Raw genomic sequence first — 1,049 nt, forward strand, 5'->3', positions numbered from 1 at the left:
CTAGAGCGCGTCCTGTGATCGATGAATCGATTGTGAGGTGACTGCTGCAGACCATTCTGATTCAACATCGACCTGCACGGAGGTGGAGAATGGGCAAGGCATTGAGTGGCGATCTTCGGTCGCGGGTCGTGAGGGCATCGGATGAAGGCATGTCGGCGCGGCAGGCGGCAGCACGGTTCGGGGTCGGTGTATCGAGCGCGATCCGCTGGATTGCGCGGGCCAAGATGGGTGAACTGGCACCGCGACCGCAGGGTCGCCGCCGGAGTTCCAGCCTTGATGGGCATGAAGTCTTCATCGTCGGGCTGATTGAGGAGCGCAAGGACATTACGTTGAACGAGATGGTGGAACGGCTCGTGGGCGAGCAGTCAGTGCGGATCAGCCGCAGCGCCTTGAGCGCCTGGCTCTGCCGTCGGGGCTGGACGTTCAAAAAAAGTCCGCACATGCACTGGAGCAGGACCGCCCCGACATCCTGAAGCGTCGCCGAGACTGGTTCGACGGCCAACTCGATCTCGATCCGGCAAAGCTGGTGTTCATTGACGAAACCGGCCTCTCGACAAAGTTGGCCCGCCTGCGTGGAAGAGCACCGCGTGGTGAGCGCTGCCGGGCCGGTGTGCCGCATGGTCATTGGAAGACGACGACCTTCACCGGAGCGCTTCGGCTGACCGGTATGACGGCACCCTTTGTCTACGACGGCGCCATGAACGGCATCGTCTTTCTCGCCTATGTCGAACAGGTGCTGGTGCCCACCCTCCATCCCGGCGACGTCGTGATCATGGACAATCTGCCTGCCCATAAGGCCGCCGGCATTCGCAACGCAATCGAGACAGCAGGCGCAAATCTGCTTTACCTCCCGCCATACAGTCCAGACTTCAACCCCATCGAAAACGCCTTCGCAAAGCTCAAGGCGCTGCTGCGAGCACGGGCCGAAAGGACGGTCGACGCGCTGTGGGACACGGTCGGTAGCCTCGTCCCGCTCTTCGTTCCCGCCGAATGTGCAAACTACTTCAGGGCTGCCGGATATGACCCGGATTAAACAGGACGCGCTCTAG

The 1,049-nt window shown here is 61.5% G+C and carries 1 protein-coding gene; it reads left to right on the forward strand.

Translation table 11 applies throughout. The features are described 5' to 3' along the window. Positions 1 to 89 precede the first annotated feature (89 nt). Positions 90 to 1,033, forward strand: a protein-coding gene (locus C8J33_RS26830) for an IS630 family transposase (RefSeq protein ID WP_165929911.1) whose coding sequence is annotated in 2 segments (ribosomal slippage) — positions 90 to 426 and positions 426 to 1,033 — 945 coding nt in all. Because the reading frame shifts where the segments join, the coding sequence is not laid out codon by codon here. Positions 1,034 to 1,049: the final 16 nt, after the last annotated feature.

Source organism: Rhizobium sp. PP-CC-3G-465 (genome assembly GCF_004343445.1).
Classification (GTDB): Bacteria; Pseudomonadota; Alphaproteobacteria; order Rhizobiales; family Rhizobiaceae; genus Ferranicluibacter; species Ferranicluibacter rubi.